The 17,780-nt window shown below is 72.1% G+C and carries 15 protein-coding genes; 10 read left to right on the top strand and 5 right to left on the bottom strand.

Annotated features, from left to right (window positions below):
* The first annotated feature begins 180 nt into the window (after nt 1–180).
* The 9 genes from ACF07B_RS15190 (at nt 181) to ACF07B_RS15150 (ending at nt 13,308) form a co-directional block, all read left to right on the top strand.
* Nucleotides 181–651 carry a hypothetical protein gene (locus ACF07B_RS15190; protein ID WP_392179287.1) on the top strand — a complete coding sequence of 157 codons (471 nt, stop codon included), beginning with the start codon at nt 181–183 and terminating at the stop codon, nt 649–651.
* 84 nt (nt 652–735) lie between these two features.
* Complete coding sequence (locus ACF07B_RS15185; protein WP_362404840.1) at nt 736–1,623, top strand: TatD family hydrolase; 888 nt, start codon at nt 736–738, stop codon at nt 1,621–1,623.
* 744 nt (nt 1,624–2,367) lie between these two features.
* Nucleotides 2,368–3,996, top strand: coding sequence for a ubiquitin-like domain-containing protein (locus ACF07B_RS15180; protein ID WP_392179531.1), 1,629 nt, complete (start codon nt 2,368–2,370; stop codon nt 3,994–3,996).
* A gap of 129 nt (nt 3,997–4,125) precedes the next feature.
* On the top strand, nt 4,126–5,064 hold the full coding sequence (gene rsmA / locus ACF07B_RS15175; protein ID WP_392179286.1) for a 16S rRNA (adenine(1518)-N(6)/adenine(1519)-N(6))-dimethyltransferase RsmA: 939 nt from the start codon (nt 4,126–4,128) through the stop codon (nt 5,062–5,064).
* Nucleotides 5,061–5,963, top strand: a complete 903-nt coding sequence (locus tag ACF07B_RS15170) for a 4-(cytidine 5'-diphospho)-2-C-methyl-D-erythritol kinase (RefSeq protein ID WP_392179285.1) — start codon at nt 5,061–5,063, stop codon at nt 5,961–5,963. Before rsmA ends, ACF07B_RS15170 begins: the two co-directional genes overlap by 4 nt.
* Nucleotides 5,964–6,045: 82 nt before the next feature.
* A complete protein-coding gene (locus ACF07B_RS15165) occupies nt 6,046–7,851 on the top strand; it encodes an ABC-F family ATP-binding cassette domain-containing protein (protein ID WP_392179284.1) in 1,806 nt (601 codons plus the stop codon).
* A 539-nt stretch (nt 7,852–8,390) separates the two neighbouring features.
* On the top strand, nt 8,391–10,265 hold the full coding sequence (locus tag ACF07B_RS15160) for a PQQ-binding-like beta-propeller repeat protein (protein WP_392179283.1): 1,875 nt from the start codon (nt 8,391–8,393) through the stop codon (nt 10,263–10,265).
* A 79-nt stretch (nt 10,266–10,344) separates the two neighbouring features.
* The gene (locus ACF07B_RS15155; protein WP_392179282.1) at nt 10,345–12,300 is read left to right on the top strand and encodes a PQQ-binding-like beta-propeller repeat protein; all 1,956 of its coding nucleotides are present in this window, start codon (nt 10,345–10,347) and stop codon (nt 12,298–12,300) included.
* A 300-nt stretch (nt 12,301–12,600) separates the two neighbouring features.
* A complete protein-coding gene (locus tag ACF07B_RS15150; RefSeq protein WP_369483612.1) occupies nt 12,601–13,308 on the top strand; it encodes a LuxR C-terminal-related transcriptional regulator in 708 nt (235 codons plus the stop codon).
* A gap of 28 nt (nt 13,309–13,336) precedes the next feature.
* Here ACF07B_RS15150 and ACF07B_RS15145 read toward each other — a convergent pair whose 3' ends face one another.
* The 4 genes from ACF07B_RS15145 to ACF07B_RS15130 all read right to left on the bottom strand — a co-directional run bounded on the left by ACF07B_RS15145 (nt 13,337) and on the right by ACF07B_RS15130 (nt 16,715).
* Entirely contained in the window at nt 13,337–14,233 is an 897-nt protein-coding gene (locus ACF07B_RS15145) for an NAD(P)-dependent oxidoreductase (RefSeq protein ID WP_392179281.1), read from the bottom strand.
* 38 nt (nt 14,234–14,271) lie between these two features.
* Nucleotides 14,272–15,549 (bottom strand): ATP-binding protein, encoded by a 1,278-nt coding sequence (locus ACF07B_RS15140; RefSeq protein WP_392179280.1) that lies wholly within the window; start codon nt 15,547–15,549, stop codon nt 14,272–14,274.
* A 101-nt stretch (nt 15,550–15,650) separates the two neighbouring features.
* Nucleotides 15,651–15,854: a DUF397 domain-containing protein gene (locus ACF07B_RS15135; protein ID WP_392179279.1), complete on the bottom strand. Its 204-nt coding sequence runs from the start codon at nt 15,852–15,854 to the stop codon at nt 15,651–15,653.
* 9 nt (nt 15,855–15,863) lie between these two features.
* The gene (locus tag ACF07B_RS15130) at nt 15,864–16,715 is read right to left on the bottom strand and encodes a helix-turn-helix domain-containing protein (RefSeq protein WP_392179278.1); all 852 of its coding nucleotides are present in this window, start codon (nt 16,713–16,715) and stop codon (nt 15,864–15,866) included.
* Nucleotides 16,716–16,961: 246 nt separating this feature from the next.
* Between ACF07B_RS15130 and ACF07B_RS15125 the strand changes: the two genes are divergently transcribed.
* Nucleotides 16,962–17,366: an ATP-binding protein gene (locus ACF07B_RS15125; protein WP_392179277.1), complete on the top strand. Its 405-nt coding sequence runs from the start codon at nt 16,962–16,964 to the stop codon at nt 17,364–17,366.
* Nucleotides 17,367–17,445: 79 nt separating this feature from the next.
* Here ACF07B_RS15125 and ACF07B_RS15120 read toward each other — a convergent pair whose 3' ends face one another.
* A complete protein-coding gene (locus tag ACF07B_RS15120; RefSeq protein ID WP_369483618.1) occupies nt 17,446–17,757 on the bottom strand; it encodes a hypothetical protein in 312 nt (103 codons plus the stop codon).
* Nucleotides 17,758–17,780 lie beyond the last annotated feature (23 nt).

The following is a 17,780-nucleotide window of genomic DNA, read 5'->3' as shown; positions in this document are numbered from 1 at the left end:
AGCCTTCCGACAAGGAAAGGCCAAATCGACTCCAACACTCGACAGGCCGGATGCGTTCGCGCCGGGAGAAGCGTCCACTGGACAAAGGGACGCACCCGTCCCTCGCCTCCGGCGAATCGGCGGAATCCAGGGGGAAATCCGCCGACGGAGGTGCTTGTCCAGCGGACAAGAGGAGCTGGCATGAGTGAGACCACAGGACGGACCGGCCATACCGCCGCCGGTCAGGTCACCGAACGGAACAGGCATCGCGGCACGGCGACGGCAGTCGTCCACGAGTCGTACTCCTTCGCCTGCATGCGCTGCGGGCACGGCTGGGAGCAGTCGTACGAGATCGAACACCACCGCGACGCGGAAGGCACCGAGTTCGTGGTGTACGTGGCGAACGGCGAGGTCGTGCCGTCGCCGCTCAGCCGGCCCACCTGCCTGAACTGCGACAGCCACGTGGTGCGCATCATGCGCGCCGGTCAGGTGTCCTCCGTCCACGACTCCATGCACTCCATGACGTACCGCCCGCGCCGGCCGGTACCGCGCCGGCCCGAGGACGGCCCGGCGGGAGAGACGCAGGCAGGGGCCTCCGACGCCCCCAAGGAGCCGCACCACTGGCATCTGTCGGACCTGCTGCACCCCTTCCAGCACCGCCGGGCGGGCTGACCTCCCCGGGCGGGACCCGCACGGGACCGCCCGCCGGCTCCCCGCGAGGTGAGGCCGGGCATGCCCCCTTCGTAGGATCGGGGCATGCCTTCCTCCGCCTCCGCCGCCGACAAGAACGCCGCACCGCCGCTCCCCGAGCCCCTGCGCGTTCCCGTGGCCGACTCGCACACCCATCTCGACATGCAGTCCGGCACGGTCGAGGACGCCCTCGCCAAGGCCGCCTCGGTCGGAGTGACGACGGTCGTGCAGGTCGGCTGCGACGTGAAGGGCTCGCGCTGGGCGGCCGAGACGGCGGCCACGCACGACGCCGTCCACGCCACCGTCGCCCTGCACCCCAACGAGGCACCCCGCATCGTGCTCGGCGACCCCGACGGCTGGTCCCGGCAGGGCGTCCGCCGGCCGGGGGGCGAGGCCGCGCTGGACGAGGCGCTCGCGGAGATCGACCGGCTCGCCGCCCTCCCGCACGTCAAGGGCGTCGGCGAGACCGGCCTCGACCACTTCCGCACCGGGCCCGAGGGCAAGGAGGCGCAGGAGCGGTCCTTCCGCGCCCACATCGAGATCGCCAAGCGGCACGGCAAGGCCCTGGTCATCCATGACCGCGACGCCCACGCGGACGTGCTGCGCGTCCTCGCGGAGGAGGGCGCCCCGGAGCGGACCGTGTTCCACTGCTACTCGGGCGACGCCGACATGGCCGCGGTCTGCGCCCGCGCCGGCTACTTCATGTCCTTCGCCGGGAACATGACCTTCAAGAACGCCCAGCCGCTGCGCGACGCGCTGGCCGTGGCCCCGCTCGAACTCGTCCTCGTCGAGACCGACGCGCCCTTCCTGACGCCCGCGCCGTACCGCGGACGGCCCAACGCGCCGTATCTCATTCCGGTCACGGTGCGCGCCATGGCCGCGGTGCGGGGGATCGACGAGGACACGCTGGCGACCTCGATCTCCGCCAACACGGCGCGGGCGTTCGATTACTGAGCCGTAACGGTCCCGGGGGTTCTTCCCGGCCGGGCGGGGGTGCCCGGTGGGACAGTGTCGCGACACAGCGTAGCCGCGTTGCTTGGGAGAGTGACGACCGCTCCGCTAGGTTCTGGTCGCCCGATCCGGAACCTGGAGCGTGTCGTCGTGAGCAGCTCGCGGTACGAGCCGTACAAGACGTACGGACCGACCGGTGGCCCCGAGGCCACCACCGTCGTCATCGGCGTCACCGGCGCCGCAGTCGGCCCGCCCCCCGCGGCGGCCCCGCTCGGCACGGCCGGGCCGCCCGGTGCGCCTGAGGGGGCCGGGGCGCCGGGGGCGTTCGGACCGCCCGGAGCGTTCGGCGCGGTCGGCGCGTCCGCCGGGCCCGGGGCCGCCGGCGCGACGGGGGTCGGCCACGAGGGGTATCGCGGTCACGGGGAGTACCGGGACGAGGAGGCGCGGACGGACTCCGGTCACCAGCCTCACTCCGGTCACCAGGCGTACACGGGTCACGAGGCCTACGTCGGTCACGGTCACGAGATGCCGACGGACGTCGGTCACCAGGCCCAGTCCGGTCACCGGGCGCACGCCGGTCACGAGCCGTACACCGGGCACGAGGCCTACGCCGACCGCGAGCCGTACACCGCTCACGGTCACGAGGTGCCGACGGGCCCCGGTCACCAGGCCCAGTCCGGCCACCGGGCGTACGCCGGTCACGAGACGTACGCCGACCGCGAGCCGTACACCGCTCACGGTCACGAGGTGCCGACGGGCCCCGGACAGCAGGCCCCGTCCGGGCACCAGGTGTACGGCGACCGGGAGGCGTACGCCGGGCATGACGCGTACACCGGATACGAGGTCCACCGCGGGCACGAGCCCTTCTCCGGGCAGGAGACGTACGCCGGTCACGCGGGGTACGAGCCGTACGGCGGGGTCCCCCCGGATTCCTGGCGCCCGGCCCACGGGACCCACGCCGCCGGGCCCGCGGCACCACAAGCGCCCCGAGCCCCCCTGTACGGCGCTCAGGGCGTGCCCGGCGCACGGAGTGGGCGCACGGCGCAGGCGGCGCCCGACGCGCCGACCGAGCCCCGCCTGCCGCGTCCCCAGCAGGACACCCTGGTCGCCGCGAACCCCGTGGACGGCCCGGACGACGCGGACGACGCGGACGACGTACGAGGTCGGGGCAGCGCGCGGGGTACGGCCCGCCCCGGCGACGGCGACGGCATCGCGGGCGGGCGTGGCACGGGCGGCCGGGCCGAGGCGCGTCGCGCGGCCCGGCGCAAGCGGCTCCCCGAGCGCCCCGAATCCCTGCGGCGACTGCTTCCGCAGGCCCTGGTCGTGGCCTTCCTGGCCGGCGGCACCTCCGCGTTCGTCGCCAACGACAAGGCGATCGAGCTCAGCGTCGACGGCAGACCGCGCACGCTGCACACCTTCGCGGACGACGTGTCGGAACTGCTCGCCGACGAAGGTGTGAAGGTGGGCGCGCACGACATGGTCGCACCGGCCCGCGGCACCGCCCTCGCCAGCGGGGACGAGGTCGCGGTGCGCTACGGGCGCCCGGTGCACCTCACCATCGACGGGGAGCGGCGCAGGGTGTGGACGACGGCGCACACCGTGGACGGAGCGCTCGGCCAACTGGGGGTGCGCGCCGAGGGAGCCCACCTGTCGGCCTCGCGCTCCCGGCGCATCGGGCCCGAAGGACTGGCGCTCGACGTACGGACCGAACGCGCGGTCACGATCATGGCCGACGGCCGGGCCCGGACGATCCGCACCAACGCGGCGAGCGTCGCGGAGGCCGTGCGGGAGGCCGGGATCACCCTGCACGGGCAGGACATGACCTCCGTGCCGGCCGGGAGCTTCCCGCGGGACGGCCAGACGGTCAGCGTCCTGCGCGTCACCGGGGCCCGGGAGGTCCGCGAGGAACGGATTCCGTTCGAGGTGCGGCGGGCCGACGACGCCTCGCTGTTCGAGGGCGTCGAGTTCGTCGAGAAACCGGGCCGGTACGGGGCGCGGCGCCTCACCTACAGCCTGCGCACCGTCAACGGCGTCAAGCAGCGCCCCCGGCTCGAAGGGTCCGAGGTGGTGCGGCAGCCGCAGGACCGGCTGGTCAGGGTCGGCACGAAGCCGCATCCCCCGTCCCGCGGCGGCGCCGACCACCTGAACTGGGCGGGCCTCGCCGCGTGCGAGTCCGGCGGCCGGCCCGGCGCCGTCGATCCGTCCGGCACGTACGGCGGTCTCTATCAGTTCGACACCCGCACCTGGCACACCCTCGGCGGTACCGGGCGCCCCCAGGACGCCCCGGCCGCGGAGCAGACGCGCAGGGCCAAGAAGCTGTACATGCGCCGCGGGACGAGTCCCTGGCCGCACTGCGGGCCGCGGCTGCACGGCTGACTCCGGCGCCCACGGGGCCGCGGTCGCACGGCCGGCATCGGCACCACGGGGCCGCGGTCGCACGGCCGGCATCGGTACCACCGGGCCGCGGCTGCACGGCCGGGGCCCGGCCCCCCGTACCCTTGGCTCGTGACCAGCCCCACCTCCGACGCCCTCCTGGGCCCCGCCGAGATCCGCGAACTCGCGGCAGTCCTCGGCGTACGGCCCACCAAGCAGCGCGGCCAGAACTTCGTGATCGACGCCAACACGGTGCGCCGCATCGTGCGGACCGCCGAGGTGCGGCCCGACGACGTGGTCGTGGAGGTGGGCCCCGGCCTCGGCTCGCTGACGCTCGGCCTGCTGGAGACGGCGGACCGGGTCGTCGCCGTCGAGATCGACGACGTCCTCGCGAGCGCGCTCCCCGCGACGGTCGCGGCCCGGATGCCGGAGCGGGCCGACCGGTTCGAGCTGGTGCACTCGGACGCCATGCAGGTCCGGGAACTGCCGGGCCCGCCCCCGACCGCGCTGGTCGCGAACCTCCCGTACAACGTCGCCGTGCCCGTCCTGCTGCACATGCTCGACACCTTCCCGACGATCGAGCGCACCCTCGTGATGGTCCAGGCGGAGGTCGCCGACCGGCTCGCCGCCCCGCCCGGCTCGAAGGTGTACGGCGTGCCGTCCGTGAAGGCGAACTGGTACGCGGAGGTGAAGCGGGCCGGCTCCATCGGGCGCAACGTCTTCTGGCCGGCGCCCAACGTCGACAGCGGGCTCGTGTCGCTCACCCGGCGTGCCGAGCCGATCTCCACGACCGCCCGGAAGAGCGACGTGTTCGCGGCCGTGGACGCCGCCTTCGCGCAGCGCCGCAAGACCCTGCGCGCCGCCCTCGCCGGATGGGCCGGTTCGGCCGCCGCCGCCGAGGCCGCCCTCGTCGCCGCCGGTGTCTCTCCGCAGGCCCGCGGCGAGTCCCTGACGGTCGAGGAGTTCGCCCGGATCGCGGAGAACCGGGGCGAGGCGAGCGGCGCGGACACCAGGAACGCACGCCGCTACCGCCCCGAGAACGCCGAGAACGAGGAGTCGACCCAGCCGTGACGGAGACGGTGACGGTACGCGTCCCTGCCAAGGTCAACGTCCAGCTCGCGGTCGGCGGCGCACGCCCCGACGGCTTCCACGACCTGGCCAACGTCTTCCTCGCGGTCGGTCTGTACGACGAGGTGACGGTCACCCCGGCCGACGAGCTGCACGTGACCTGCGCGGGCCCGGACGCCGCCCAGGTGCCCCTCGACCGCACGAACCTCGCGGCCCGCGCCGCCCTGGAACTGGCCCGCCGGTACGGCATCGACCCCGCCGTCCATCTCCACATCGCCAAGGACATCCCCGTCGCCGGCGGCATGGCCGGAGGCAGCGCGGACGGAGCGGGCGCGCTGCTCGCCTGCGACACCCTGTGGGGCACGAACGCCTCGCGCGACGAACTCCTCGACATCTGTGCCGAATTGGGCAGCGATGTGCCGTTCTCCCTGGTGGGCGGGGCGGCGCTCGGTACCGGTCGGGGCGAGCGACTGAGCCTGCTGGAGGTCGGCGGGACCTTCCACTGGGTGTTCGCTATGGCCGAGCGCGGGCTGTCGACCCCGGCGGTCTTCCGTGAGTTCGACCGGATGAACGAGGGCGTACGCGTCCCTGAGCCGGTCGCCTCGCGGGAACTGCTGGACGCGCTGGAGAAGGGGGACGCGGGGGCTCTCGCCCGCACCGTCGGCAACGACCTCCAGCCCGCGGCCCTCTCCCTCTTCCCGGCCCTCGCCGACACCCTCGCCGCGGGCCGCGCGGCCGGCGCGCTCGCCGCGCTCGTCTCCGGGTCGGGCCCCACCACGGCGTTCCTCGCCCCGGACGCGGAGTCCGCGCGGACGATCGGCGAGGTGCTTCTCGCCTCGGGCACCTGCCGGACGGTCCGCGTCACGCGGTCCCCGGCGCCCGGAGCGACCGTGCTCGACTGAGCGGACGGGGAACGCGCGGCGGGGGACGTCCACCGCGCGGACTACCCTTGAGGGTCGATCGTCCCCCTTGTTCAGGAGAGAAATGGCCGTCAACCTGGTCAATGTCGAGTCCGTCAGCAAGGTGTACGGCACCCGTGCACTGCTCGACGGAGTCTCCCTCGGCGTCAGCGAGGGCGACCGGATCGGCGTGGTCGGCCGGAACGGGGACGGCAAGACGACCCTGATCCGCATGCTCGCCCGGCTGGAGGAGCCCGACACCGGCCGTGTCACGCACTCCGGCGGCCTGAACGTCGGCGTGCTCACCCAGCACGACTCGCTCGACCCCACGGCCACCGTGCGCCACGAGGTCATCCGGGACATGGCCGACCACGAGTGGGCCGGCAACTCCAAGATCAGGGACGTGCTGACGGGTCTCTTCGGCGGTCTGGACCTGCCCGGGTTCCCGCAGGGGCTCGACACCGTGATCGCCCCGCTCTCCGGTGGTGAGCGGCGCCGTATCGCGCTGGCGAAGCTGCTCATCGAGGAGCAGGACCTGATCGTCCTCGACGAGCCGACCAACCACCTGGACGTCGAGGGCATCGCCTGGCTCGCCAAGCACCTGCGCGAGCGCCGCTCCGCCCTGGTGTGCGTGACGCACGACCGGTGGTTCCTCGACCAGGTCTGCACCCAGATGTGGGACGTGCAGAAGGGCGCGGTGTACGAGTACGAGGGCGGCTACACCGACTACGTGTTCGCGCGGGCCGAGCGGGAGCGCATCGCCGCGACCGAGGAGGTCAAGCGGCAGAACCTGGTCCGCAAGGAGCTGGCCTGGCTGCGGCGCGGGGCGCCCGCCCGTACCTCCAAGCCGCGCTTCCGCGTCGAGGCCGCCAACGAGCTGATCGCCGACGTTCCGCCGCCCCGCGACAAGAGCGAGCTCATGAAGTTCGCCGGTACGCGGCTCGGCAAGACCGTCTTCGAGCTGGAGGACGTCACCGTGCAGGCCGGGCCCAAGGTGCTGCTCAAGCACCTGACCTGGCAGCTCGGCCCGGGTGACCGCGTCGGCCTCGTCGGCGTGAACGGCGCGGGCAAGACCTCGCTGCTGCGCGCCCTGGCCGACGCCGCCCGCAGCGGCGGCGATCAGCAGCCCGCCGCCGGCCGGATCGTCACCGGCAAGACGGTGAGGCTCGCCTACCTCTCCCAGGAGGTCGCCGAACTCGACCCCACCTGGCGGGTCCTCCAGGCCGTCCAGTCCGTCCGTGACCGTGTCGACCTCGGCAAGGGCCGCGAGATGACCGCGGGACAGCTCTGCGAGACGTTCGGCTTCAACAAGGAGAAGCAGTGGACGCCGGTCGGCGACCTCAGCGGTGGTGAGCGCCGGCGGCTCCAGCTGCTGCGCCTGCTGATGGACGAGCCCAACGTCCTCTTCCTCGACGAGCCGACGAACGACCTCGACATCGAGACCCTCACCCAGCTGGAGGACCTCCTCGACGGCTGGCCCGGCTCCATGATCGTGATCTCCCACGACCGCTTCTTCATCGAGCGCACCACGGACAACGTGTTCGCGCTCCTCGGCGACTCCACCCTGCGGATGCTCCCGCGCGGGATCGACGAGTACCTGGAGCGGCGCAAGAGGATCGAGGAGGTGGCCGCGGCGGCCGTGCTCGCCGCCGCCCCCGCCCCGGTGAAGGCCGCTTCCGCCGCCGACGCCCGCGCCGCCAAGAAGGAACTCCAGAAGATCGAGCGGCAGCTGGACAAGATCTCCGAGAAGGAGACCAAGCTGCACGCCCAGATCGCCGACAACGCCACCGACTTCGGGAAGGTCGCCCGACTCGACTCCGAACTGCGCGAGTTGGCGGGCGAGCGGGAGGAGCTGGAGATGCGCTGGCTGGAGCTGGCGGAAGACGCCTGACACGGGAGCGCAACCGCCCCTCGCCCGAGGCGCGGTGCCTCCCGGCCCGTGGTGCCTGCTGACATGCGGTGCCTCCCGGCCCGCGGTGCCTGCCGACATGCGGTTCGTCCCGCCCGCGGTGCCTGGTGACCTACGGTTCGTCCCGCCCGCGGGTTCTCGTGACGTGTGCGGCGCCTCCCGGGGGCGGAGGCGCCGCGCGACCGGCTCGCCCGCCAGCGCCACCGGCCCGGCGCGCGCGGCTTGCCTGAAGGGCGCGCAAGTGCCGCTGGACGCCCCCGAGTTGCCGACACCGCCCCCGTCGTGGCGATCCGGGGGCGGTGAACTCACCCTGGGCACCCGGCGTGAAGAGCACGTGAAGACGCGTAACGGCGGCATCACAGCCCGGTCCTCCCTTGGGAACAGGGCGCGCACCGGCCCCCTGCCCGCGCCCCCCAGAGTGATAGAAAGAGCGGTCTGAGAACAGTCTGAGATCCACCGGGCGAGGCGCGAATCCGGCGCCGCCGGTGAGGGGTCACATCAGTGAAGAGGGGGACGCGCTGATGAGTCAGCCGCCGAGTCAGCCGCCGCAGGGCGGATTCGGAGCACCGCAGGACCAGCCGCCGGCAGGTGGTGCGGACGCCTCGCCGGACCCGAGGTCGCAGGGTGGCTTCGGCGCGCCGCAGGGCACTCCGCAGGACCCGCGTTCGCAGGGCACGCCCCCGAACACGCCCCCGGCGCCGCAGGGCACGCCCCCTCCTCCCGCGCAGCCGCCCCAGAACACCCCGCCCCCCGGGCCCCCGCAGCCCGGTTACGGATACCCGCAGCAGCCCGGCCCCTACACCCAGCCGGGCCCGTACGGACAGCCGCAGCAGCCGGGTCCCTACGGCGCGCCCGGGCCCTACGGGTACGCGCAGCAGCCGGGGTACGGATATCCGCCCCAGGCGCCGTACCCGGGCGGACCCGGCACCCCGCAGCCCGGTGGCCCCGGCGGTGGCTCGAAGAACCCGTTCAAGGGGAAGCCCGTGCTCGTCATCGCCGCCGCGGTGGCGGGCCTGCTCGTCGTCGGCGGCACCGTATGGGCCGTCACCAGCGGTGGTGACGACAAGAAGCCCGTCGCGGAGCACAGTCCGAGCGCCAGTCCGTCCGCGTCGGCGTCCGTCTCGGACGATCCGGTCAACCCCGGCGACGGCAGCGGTGACGGCGGCGAGGAGAACGACGACCTGAACGCCGGCCGCAAGGCGGGCGAGGCGAAGGTGCTCTGGTACAAGTCGGCACCCGACGCGCCCGGTTCGGGCGCCGACGCCTCCGGGATGTGGATCACCGGCAAGACCGCGGTGAAGGCGGCGTACAAGCAGCTCTTCGCGTTCAACGTCGGTGACGGCAAGCCGACGTGGCCCGCGCTGACCTTCCCGCAGAAGATCTGCTCGGTGACCCCGCAGAAGACGGCCGACGACAAGGTCGTCATCGCCTACATGAGCGGCTCCGCCAGCAGCGCCAAGTGCAACCAGCTCCAGCAGGTCGACCTGAACACCGGCGCCAAGGGCTGGAGCGGGAAGGTCGCGGACGGCACCCTGTTCGACAGCACGCTCTCGGTCGAACTGTCCGTCACCGGGAACACGCTGACGGTCGGCCGCTCGATGTCGGGCACGGCCTACGACGTCACCAGCGGCAAGAAGCTGTGGGACAAGGAGAAGTACGGCTCCGGCTGCTACCCGGCGGGATTCGCGGGCGGCCCGAAGCTGCTGGCCGTCTCGTCCTGCGGGGCCGGCAGCAGCACCGAGCACGACGAGGTGCAGGAACTGGACCCGGCCACCGGCAAGGTCCGATGGACGAAGAAGTTCCCCAAGGGCTGGCGGGTCGCCCGCGCCTACTCCGTGGACCCGATCGTGCTCTACCTGACCAACGACGCGAAGAAGACGGTGAACATCACCGTGCTGACGGGCAGCGGGGACACGCGCTCGCAGCTCAAGAGCGACGACGGCCTCGCGCCCGAGTGCGGCTTCGCGATCCTCGACCGCGACCTGACGGGCTGCTTCGGCGCCGTCGCCGACGCCGACACGGTCTATCTGCCGACCGAGGCGAAGAGCGGCCCCAACGAGATCGTCGCCTTCAGCCTCGCGACCGGCAAGGAGAAGTGGCGCGTCAAGTCCCCGACGGACGCGACGATGATGCCGATGAAGACGGACGGCACCGGGCTCATCGCCTACGTCGAGGCGTCCTACGACGGCGGCGGCCGCGTCGTGTCGATCCCGACGGGCGGAACCGGCCACACGCCCACGAAGCTGCTCCAGAACCCGCGGGGCACCGCGGACATCGAGTCCGGCTTCTACTCGAAGGCCGTCGACTACGTGGACGGGCGCTTCTACATCTCCACGACCCGGCTGACGGGCAATGACGAGGCGAAGGAGAAGCTGATGCTCGCCTTCGGCAAGTGACCACGCCCCCGCCCGTTCCGTCGCGCCCCGCACGCGCGCACAGGCCCGCCGTCCCGACGCATTCCGAGGTAGACACGTCATGAGCCAGCCGCCCCCGCCGCCGAACGAACCCCCCAAGGGCTTCGGCCCCCCGCAGGAACCTGCCGCGGACTCCCCGCAGAGTCCGAGCACCGGAGACTCCGAGCCCGCCGGTCCCGGCGCACCGCAGGACCCGCCCGCGCAGGGCTTCGGCGCACCCCAGGACCCGCCCCCGCAGGGCTTCGGCGCACCCCAGGACGCGCCGGCGCAGGGCTTCGGCGCACCGCAGGACCCGCTCGCGGGCGGGTTCGGCCCGCCGACCCCTCCGCCGGCCGCCGCGGGCCCCGGCTACGGATACCCGCAGGCGCCCCCGCCCGCGGCCCCGCAGCAGCCGTACGGCTATCCGCAGACGCCGCCCCCGGGCCAGGGCCAGCCGGGCTACGGCTACCCGGGCCAGCCGCAGGCTCCGTACGGTGCCCCGGGCCAGCCGCAGGCTCCGTACGGCTACGGCTACCCGCAGCCGCCGACCATGCCGATGCAGCCGCACGCCCAGCAGCCGGGCGGCGGGCGCAGGATCAACAGCCAGCTGCTCATCATCGTGGCGGCCGTGGTGGCCGTCGCGCTGATCGTCGGTGGCGGCTTCCTGTACAAGCAGACCAAGAACGACAAGAACGACACCGCGACGACGAGCGGCACCACCGGCGGCAAGGACGGTGACGGCAAGGGCGGCGACAAGAAGGGCGACGGCGGCGAGAAGGTGCCGGCGAACACCAGCTCCTCGCTGCTGTTCCAGCTCCCCGCGCCCGCCGTGCCCAAGGGCATCTCGAGCGTGGCGACGGTCGGCTCCTGGCTCACCGACAAGGTGTACGCCAAGACCGGCAACGCCGAGATCAACGGCTACGACCCGGACACCGGCGCCAAGACCTGGACGATCAAGCTTCCCGGCCCGGTGTGCCAGGCCAGCCGGCACACCTCGGAGCGCAACCGCTCGGCGATCATCTACGAGCCGGCCATGCCCACCAAGGCGCAGCCCTCGCACGGATGCACCCAGCTCGCGGCCGTCGACCTCGACGCGGGCGCGAAACTGTGGACCCGGACGATCAAGTCCGGTGACCAGGCGATCAACCTCGACAACGTGACGATCAGCGGGAACACGGTCGCCGCGGGCAGCACGGGCGGCGGCGGAGCGTTCGACATCTCCACCGGCAAGCCGCTGTGGGCGCCGAAGACGGGGGACAGCTGCTACGACTCCGGCTACGGCGGCGGCGAGAAGCTGGTCGCGGTCCGCAAGTGCGGCGAGTACGGCAGTACGCGCCAGCTGCACATCCAGACCATCGACCCGAAGTCCGGGAAGGTGATCTCCGAGTACAAGATGTCGCCCGGCATCGAGTACGCCAGCGTCGTCTCCACCGACCCGCTGGTCGTGGCGGCCGACGTCGGCGACTCCGCCGGTGACGGCAGCGGTATCTCGGACTTCTTCTCCATCGACAACAAGACCGGCAAGCTGCGGGCGAAGATCTCGGCACCCGGCGAGACGTACGCGGCCAAGTGCGACGGCATCACCCGGATCGAGTTCTGCAAGTCGCTCGCCGTCGGCAACGACAAGCTGTACGTCCCGACGGAGGAGCACGAGGGCACCGGCGACTACAGCCGGACCAACGAGATCGTCGCGTTCGACCTGGCCACCGGGAAGCAGACGGGCCAGCGCGCCGACGCGGGCGACGGCTACAGCATCACCCCGCTGCGCATGGACGGCACGAACCTCATCGCGTACAAGCGGCCGCCGTACGACAAGGGCGGGCAGATCGTCTCCATCGACGGAGCCTCCTTCAAGGAGACGAAGCTGATGGAGAACCCGGCCACCCAGTCGACGCGTGACGCGGAGTCGAGCATGCTCCCGGACTACGCCGAGATCGTCTACGACGACGGCCGGCTGTACATGTCCCAGGTCTACGCGGGCAAGCCGACCTCGGCGACGGACAAGGAGTACCTGGCGATCGCCTTCGGAACGAAGTAACCGTCATCTTTCGGGTGAAGCAAAGTGATCATTTCCGAAAGAATGCGGTGATCGTTTCTCCGGATTGATTTGTCCGGGCCGAAACACCGTGTGCGGCCCCGTCCCTGTTCAGGGGCGGGGCCGCACGCGTACCCCGCCTCACTTCCTATTGGGTGGGATTTCGATATTCCCGGGCACTTCTCTCCAGTAGGGGAAGCGCAATGTCGAACAAGCGTGTAGCTTCCGGGGGATGGAGAGCCGGGGGGCTCCTCATCCACGGGGAACCAGTGGGGATGCTTGGGGGGACTGGGGGGTTGCCTGATGGGAGTCCGGCTCATGGTGGTCGACGACCACCGACTGCTCGCCGAGGCGCTGGCCTCGGCACTGAAGCTGCGCGGGCACCGGGTGCTCGCCGCGGCGGCACCCGCCGCGGGGGCGGCGGAGCTGGTGATCACACGGGCACCCGAGGTGTGCCTGATCGGTACGGCGACCCCCGACGAGCCGGGGATATTCGACCCGGTGGTGCGGATCAAACGGGAGCGCCCGCAGGTGGCGGTCCTGGTGCTCGGACCGGTACCGAACCCGCGGGGGATCGCCGCCGCGTTCGCCGCCGGCGCCTCCGGCTACGTACGCCATGACGAGCGCATCGAGGGCGTCGAGCGCGCGATCATGAAGGCGAGGGCGGGCGAGGCGGCCGTGGCCCCGCAACTGCTCCAGGGCGCTTTCAGCGAACTGCTCAACCCCGCCGCCCAGCCCGACGACGAGGGCCAGCGGCTGCTCCAGATGCTCACACCCCGCGAGGTGGAGGTCCTGGTGCGGGTCGCCGACGGCGAGGACACCCGGCTCATCGCGGCCGGTATGGGCATCGCCCCGTCCACGGCCCGCACCCATGTCCAGCGGGTCCTGATGAAACTGGGCGTGGGCTCGCGCCTCGAAGCGGCCGCACTCGCTGCCCGCACGGGCCTGCTCGACCGGGCGGGCCCGATCCCGGCCCAGGCGCGGCACGGGACCGCGGACAACGCCCGCTGAGGCGGACGGGGCCTGCGGGCCGACGGGTCTACGAGGAGGGGGGCTTCCCCTCCTCGAAGCTCGCGAAGTAGGCGGCGGCCATGTCCTCGTCCCCGTGGCCGAGGGCCCCGGCGCGGCCGAACCGTTCGGCGGCGGCCTCGGCCATGTCCAGCCGCACGCCGTGCAGCTGCCCCGCCCGCACGATCAGGCGGGCGTCCTTCTCCGCGGTCGAGACGGCGAAGCCGGCCGGGGACAGCCGGTCCTCCAGGACGAGGGCGGCCTTGGCGTGCAGATAGCCCATGTCGAGCGGGCCGTCCACGATGAGGCCGAAGAAGTCCTCCGGGTCCACGCCGAGGCCCTTGGCCAGGGCGAGCACCTCCCCGGTCGCGGCCGTGGCGGCGAGGACCCAGCTGTTGGCGACGAGCTTGAGCCGCGTGGCGCTGCCGTCCGCGCCGTCCTCGCCGGTCCACACGGTACGGGCGCCGACGGCGTCGAACACGGGCGTCACGGTGTCGCGGGCCGCGCTCGGGCCGGCGGCGAGCACGGTGAGCTGACCGGCCTCGGCGGGCCCGCGCGTCCCGAGGACCGGTGCGTCGAAGAAGACGAGGCCGTGCGCGTCGGCGAACTCGGCGAACTCGCCGAGCGCCTCGGTCCCGGCGGTCGTGGACTGCACCCATGCGGCCCCCGCACGCAGTCCGGGTGCCGCCCGGCGCATGACGTCGAGGGCGGCCGGGCCGTCGTGGAGCATGGTCAGGACGACATCGGCGCCCCGTACGGCCTCCTCCGGGGTGTCCGCGACGTGCGCGCCGTCGGCGGCCAGCGGCTCGGCCTTGGCGCGGGTGCGGTTCCAGGCACGGACGCCGTGCCCGGACCGGGCGAGGTTCCGGGCCATGGCGGCCCCCATGATTCCGGTACCGAGGACACTGACGGTGAGTTTGTCGGTCATGGGGTCAGCCTTCCCCCTTCCGGCGGGGAGATCCGGCATCACATGCGGACGTGGTGCTCGATGTCCTCCCTGAACTCGGTGAGCGCCTGGGCGGTGAGGGAGGGGCGGGTGTCGGCGATGGCGGTGAGGTAGTCCTCGGTGCCGGCCGGTGTGCCCCGGCGGTCGGTGACTTCGCGTTCGAAGGCGGTCCGGGAGCCCTTGAGCGCGGCGAACTCGATGTCGGCGGGAGTGAACATCTCACTGGCCTCCACCAGTCGGCGCAGCTCGACCCCGTCGGTGGCGGGGCCGAGATAGCGCCGCCAGATCGCTTCCCTGGCGGACGGATCGGGGGGACCGACCGGGATGACGTAGTCGAAGCGGCCGGGGCGCAGGAACGCCGGATCGAGGGAGCGGACGGAGTTGGTGGCGCAGATCAGCAGGCGGTCGTCGTGATCGCGGAAGCCGGGGATCAGCTTGAGCAGTTCGTTGGTGACTCCGTGGCCGGGGTCGACGGCCACGCCCGACCGTGCGCCGGCGATCTCCTCCACTTCGTCGATGAACAGGAGAACGGTCTCCAGTGCGGCCAGATCGGTGAACGTCTCCCGCAGCGAGTTGGCCAGGCTCTCGTCTCCCGCCGCGAGCCGGGACGGGAAGAGCTCCACGAACGGCCACTCCAGCCGGGAGGCGACGGCTCTGGCGAAGCTGGTCTTGCCGGTGCCCGGCGGCCCGAACAGGATGACCGCCTTCGGCGGCCTCACCCCGTATCGCTCGGCCAGCGCGGGCTCGGCCAGCGGCAGTACGATCCGCCGCTCGATGGCCTGCTTCTCCCGCTCCATCCCCGCGAGGGAACCCCAGAGTCCCTGGGGCTGAACCCGTCCGCCGAGCTCCGCGAGGAGACCGGCGTCGCTCGTGCCGAGATGCTCGACCTTCTCGTAGAAGACCAGACCCTCGTGGGTCCGGTAGCCGGAGTTCTCCAGAGCCGCCGTGCCGGTGGCCCGCGGGGCGAGCAGCGCGCCGATCCGGCGGATGCCCTGCTCGCGCAGCCGCCGTTCGAGCTCGGCGATCAGGGCGCTTCCGATCCCGCGACTGCGCCAGTTCCCCGCGAGCGCGACCAGCGTGATCCAGGCCCGGTCACCCTGGGCCTGCGCCACGGCCATGCCCACCAAGTCGTCCCCGACGACCGCGACCACCGCGGGCCCGCCGGTCCGGGCCGTGGCCATGACCTCGGACACGGTGAACACGGGAGGAGCGTCGTCCGGGTGCCGGTCCTGGTCCCAGATCTGGATGGCACGGTCGAGATCGTCGTCGCGGAAGTCCCGCAATCGCCACGTCGGCATCATCGCCACCTCGCCGACTACCCATTCTCCGCGCAGATCGGATAGGGGGCGACCGGGCGGCCCGGTCGCCGCGGAGGCGCGATCAGCCCTGACTCCGCCGCTCAGACCGCGGGTGCGTCGAGTCCGCCGGACTTTATGTGGTGCAGGAGGTCGGCGAGGGCGCCGGGGGCGGTCGACAACCGGGTGGCGGGGGTGTCGCTCTCACGGAGGTGAGCGGTGCCGGGGGTGGTGGCGAGTTCGAGGCAGTCGTTGCCTTCACCGCCGCCGGAGAAGGAGGACTTCTGCCAGTTGGCGGGGATGGTCATGGCGGCGCCTCACAGTTCCTTGGCCAGCTTGCGGATGAAGTCGCGTGACTGCGCGGGGCTCAGCGATGCTTCCTCGACTTTACGGAAGAGTGTTCGGAAATGGGCCAGTTGGGCCTCGGAATCGATGAACGCGGTGCCATGCGGTGCGTCGCGTACGACGGTGTCCAGGCGAGGTACGGGACCTCCGAGGTAACCCATCGCGCCGCCGGCGCCCGCGAAGCCGTCCAGGTCGAACGGGACGACCCGAACGGTGACGTGTTCCAGGTCCGAGTACTCCAGGATGCGTTCCAACTGGGCTCGTGAGAGCGAGCGGTCGCCCACACGGATCCGCAGTGCGGCTTCGTGGATCACCGCTTCGTACGTGATGGGTCCGGGCCGTTCGATGACCACGCGACGTCGCATCCGGTGGGTCACGCGGGGGTCCACCTCGCTCCGAGGCAGCTCTGGTGCCATGTACGAGAAGAGGGCGCGAGCGTAGTCCTCCGTCTGGAGAAGCCCTGGTACGTGGATGACGGCCACGTCGTGCCGGAACGCCGCGTGGTGGTCCAGCTCGGACAGGTCGAGGAATGCCGTGGGCAGCAGGCCTCGGTACTCCTCCCACCAGCCCCGGGTACGGTCCGTGGCCATCTCGGCCAGTGCCTCGATCAACTCCCCGTCCGCGCAGGCGCAGTGAGCCGCCAGCCTGCGCAGGCGTTCTTCGCCGATACCCGAGCTGCCCGCCTCGATCTGGCTCATGTGGGTCGAGCTGGAGCCGAGCAGGCCCGCGACCTCCCGCGCCGACTTGCCCGCGGCTTCCCGCAGTCTGCGCAGCTCGGTGCCCAGGCGTACCTGTCGTGCCGTGGGCTGATTCCGCATCGTCATCCGGTGCTGTCTCCTCAACGACCCTGGCAACGGGTGGGGTTGACCTCCCCGTTCGGGTGTCAGATTACGCGAGAGGCTTGCAGGGGTAGGAATTTCTACCCTACCGTCGGTGACGCGACGCACACGCTGCGGAACCCCGGGGACCCGGAAGCGCACCACTCCGTCCTGCCATGGCGGCTGTGACACGGCCACCGCCCGCGCCCTCAGCGAACTCTCGACTCCCCACACCTGAACCGGAGTTCACGCATGCCGAAAATCGAGCCCTGGAACTACACCCTGCACATCCCGCAGGACGACCGGGCGGTGACCGTCTGCCGTCGTACCGTCCGCCTGATCCTGACCCTGCATGGGCTGATCCGCCTCGTGGACGTCGCCGAGTTGATGGCGGCGGAGCTGGTCTCCAATGCCGTACGGCATACGAAGGGACCGGCGGCCCTGCGGCTGCGCTGGCGGGACGGGGTGCTGCGGATCGGCGCGTGGGACGCGAGCCCGGTGCCACCGCCGTACGACCTGCCGTCCGCGGCCGACGTGGAGGAAGCGGGCCGGGGTCTCTTCCTGGTCCGCGCCTGCGCCGACGACTGGGGCTGGCATCCGCTGCGCCAGGGCGGCGACACCGGCAAGTACGTGTGGTGCGACCTGGCTGCCGCGTAGCTCGTTGATCACGTCGGATCGAAAGGGTCGCAGCCAAGGGCCGGAGTTCCGCAGCGAACCCCGGCCCCTTGCAAGGGTGTTACTCGGCCGGCGGGGACTGTTCCTCGGTCGGTGGTTCTGTCACGGGCAGGGGGCGCAGCCACAGCCAGGCCAGGAAGAACAGGCCGAGGGCGAGCATGCCCAGGCCGGTCCAGAGGTTGATGTTGATGCCGCCGGCCTTGTCGAGGTCGGCGTCGGAGACCGTGATGCCGGCGATGGTGACGATGACGCCGTAGACCACGAACAGGCCGCCGATGATGCGGCGGATGTCGAACAGCCGGGCAGCGGTCGCGGACTTCTTCTCAAGGTCCGAGACCTGGCTCTGCGCGTCGCTTTCCGAATAGTCGGCCATGGTTTCTTGATTCTCCCTCGTCG

This window comes from Streptomyces sp. NPDC015532, assembly GCF_043078065.1.
In the GTDB taxonomy this organism is placed as follows: domain Bacteria; phylum Actinomycetota; class Actinomycetes; order Streptomycetales; family Streptomycetaceae; genus Streptomyces.
This window is presented reverse-complemented; position numbering and strand designations above follow the sequence as displayed.

Coding starts and splice junctions, on each gene's coding strand:
- ACF07B_RS15190 (WP_392179287.1), top strand. CDS start 181: ATGAGTGAGACCACAGGACGGACCGGCCATACCGCCGCCGGTCAGGTC.
- ACF07B_RS15140 (WP_392179280.1), bottom strand. CDS start 15,549: ATGCCGACGTGGCGATTGCGGGACTTCCGCGACGACGATCTCGACCGT.
- ACF07B_RS15185 (WP_362404840.1), top strand. CDS start 736: ATGCCTTCCTCCGCCTCCGCCGCCGACAAGAACGCCGCACCGCCGCTC.
- ACF07B_RS15155 (WP_392179282.1), top strand. CDS start 10,345: ATGAGCCAGCCGCCCCCGCCGCCGAACGAACCCCCCAAGGGCTTCGGC.
- ACF07B_RS15130 (WP_392179278.1), bottom strand. CDS start 16,715: ATGACGATGCGGAATCAGCCCACGGCACGACAGGTACGCCTGGGCACC.
- ACF07B_RS15135 (WP_392179279.1), bottom strand. CDS start 15,854: ATGACCATCCCCGCCAACTGGCAGAAGTCCTCCTTCTCCGGCGGCGGT.
- ACF07B_RS15160 (WP_392179283.1), top strand. CDS start 8,391: ATGAGTCAGCCGCCGAGTCAGCCGCCGCAGGGCGGATTCGGAGCACCG.
- ACF07B_RS15120 (WP_369483618.1), bottom strand. CDS start 17,757: ATGGCCGACTATTCGGAAAGCGACGCGCAGAGCCAGGTCTCGGACCTT.
- ACF07B_RS15165 (WP_392179284.1), top strand. CDS start 6,046: ATGGCCGTCAACCTGGTCAATGTCGAGTCCGTCAGCAAGGTGTACGGC.
- ACF07B_RS15145 (WP_392179281.1), bottom strand. CDS start 14,233: ATGACCGACAAACTCACCGTCAGTGTCCTCGGTACCGGAATCATGGGG.
- ACF07B_RS15150 (WP_369483612.1), top strand. CDS start 12,601: ATGGGAGTCCGGCTCATGGTGGTCGACGACCACCGACTGCTCGCCGAG.
- ACF07B_RS15125 (WP_392179277.1), top strand. CDS start 16,962: ATGCCGAAAATCGAGCCCTGGAACTACACCCTGCACATCCCGCAGGAC.